At 65.1% G+C, this 2,296-nt stretch carries 1 protein-coding gene; it reads right to left on the bottom strand.

Annotated elements, in window-relative coordinates:
• Positions 1 to 2,296: translocation/assembly module TamB domain-containing protein (locus tag AC1DT2_RS21130; RefSeq protein ID WP_477298526.1), on the bottom strand; the 2,296-nt coding region annotated here is incomplete at both ends.

The raw sequence follows: 2,296 nt of genomic DNA, 5'->3' as shown, positions 1-2,296 counted from the left end.
GCTTCCTGCTGCTTGTCATCGACAACGACCACATCCGGTGACGCCTTGGTCGCGCCCGCACCCGGCAGGCGCTCGACGTTCACGTCGGCCAGGTCGATGTTGAGCTTGCCGGTGACATTCATGCCCTTGGCATCCTGGACGATCTGGATGTCGGGCGAGACGATGGCTTTGGCGGCGGGAATGTCCACGGCGGTGAACTTCGAGCCCTGGACGCCGAGGCGCATCTGTGCGCCTGCACCGAGTGCGGCCGTGCCCTTGATGCCGAGCGTTCCGTCGCCGGATCCGATCGTGCCGTCGACGGCGTAGTTCTTCGCGTCCGTCGTGGTGACGCTGATTCGGCCGTCCTTGAGCTTCAGTCCTGCGCTCGGGACTTCGGCGGCGAACCCGGCGACAAGAGCCTGCCCGGTGATGGCCGGCGCAGCGACGGTGCCGCCGAGGTTGAAGTTGGCATCGAGGCCGCCCTTCACGTCGGCGACTTCGCTGGTGAACAACTCGATGATGCCAAGGTCGGTGAGATGCAGCGCGACCGTGCCGCCGAGGGCCTGCTGTGCGCCATTGATCGAGACGTTGCCGTCGAGCGTGCCGCCTTTGTTGAGCGACGCTCGCACCGTGACGCGTTGGCTGTCCGGCGATAGCTGCGCGTTTGCGACGAGGTTGTCGTAGACCAGCAGCGGGTTCTCGCCATGATCGGTGTAAGCGACGGAGCCGTGGACACTCGTAATATTTGCCTGTCCCGACAAGGCACCTGCTGCCGTGCGACGGATGCTGCCATCACCTTCGATGATGCCATCGGCACGCATCGGGCTGTTCGACTGCTCGGCCGCCGTCATGATCAGTGCAAGCGGAACCTTGCGCAGGCGATAGCTGCCGTCGAGGTTGCCGCCTTTGTCCTGCTTCGCGGCCACGCACAGCAGCGGCTCGCCTGCGGTGAGGCAGAGATCGCTCATGCTCGCCGCCCCGTCCTTCCAGGCGAGCTGGCTGGTGTTCTGCAGGCGCCAGCGCGGCAGCCCCTGGTAGTCGATGTTGAGCGTGGACAGCGTCCCGCTCCACGCGCCATCGCGCAGCGAGCCGGAAAGCTGGAGATCGGCGGCGAGCGGACGACCGGTGGCGTCGATGCTCAGCTGGTGCTTCTCCTGCGTACCGTTCGCGTTGACGGCAAGCCTGTCGAACACCAACCCACCCGACACCACATGCGTGCCGACGACATCGACCTTGCCACCGGGTTTACTGATATCGGGAACATCGGCGTCGACGGTGAGCGTGTCGACCTTCTGGCCCGCGTAGACGAGAGCGCTGCCACGCACATTTGCCTTCACCGCCAACTTCGGCACGTTACCCTTCGCAGAGATGTCGCCCTGGATGCGACCGCCGGCATCCGGCAGCCAGTCCCCGAGCGATGTAATCGCCAGCTTCAGGTTCGCGTCGTTGGCGGTATCGCCTTTGGCATCGAGGTGGACCGTGCTTCCGCCGGAGGCGAGATCGAGGGTGCCATTGACCACTTCGTTCGGCTTCAGCGTGAGCTTGCCGAAGCCACGCAACTGCCGCTGGCGCAACGTGCCGTCGAGCTTGCGCAACTCGAGCGTACCGAGTGGGCTGTCCTTCGCCATCTGCCCTTCGGTGGAAAGATCGAGGTTGAGCGCGCCGGGCCATTCGGCGAGCAGTTGGCTGGGATCGAAGCGCTCGCCCTTGAGGTCGATCTTCCATGCGAGCTGGGGCCGGAGGGTCAGTGTTCCGCTGGCGGCGAGGCTGCCGTTCGGCTGCTTCAGCTGCACGGTATGCAGCTCGATGACATCCGGTTTGCCGTCGACATCGAGCGTGAACTTGCCCACGTGGCCTGGCGGTCCAACGTCGACATCGCCAGCGGCGTGGTAAGCCTCGGCGCTGCCTTTGAAGGTGAGCTGGCCGAGGCTGGCGAGGTCCTGCCCCGCGACATTCGCGGGAACGAGCACGTCCTTCCAGTTGAGCGCGAGATCTGCCGAGACGGGCTGCGCGCCGATGTCTACCGTGCCGCGCGCGGTCAGCGAGCCTTTGACTTGCGGCGAGCTGACGGTGAGCTCGTCGAGGGTTAGCCGCTTGTAGTCGTGATCGAAGGCGGCCTTCACTGGGGTCAGGCGCACGAGGTAGTCGTTGAGGTCGACATCGCCGGTGAGATCGGCATGGTAACGATCGCCGGAACCTTGCAGCGCGACGCCTAGCGACTGCAGGCTGCTGTCGCCGATCAGCGGTTTGGGATCGAAGCGCGGTGCATCGATTTTCGCCGTCCACGCGAAGTCGCCGCTCTGTACGAGGTTGGCAT

Source organism: Luteibacter sp. P4_E6 (genome assembly GCF_056401535.1).
This window is presented reverse-complemented; position numbering and strand designations above follow the sequence as displayed.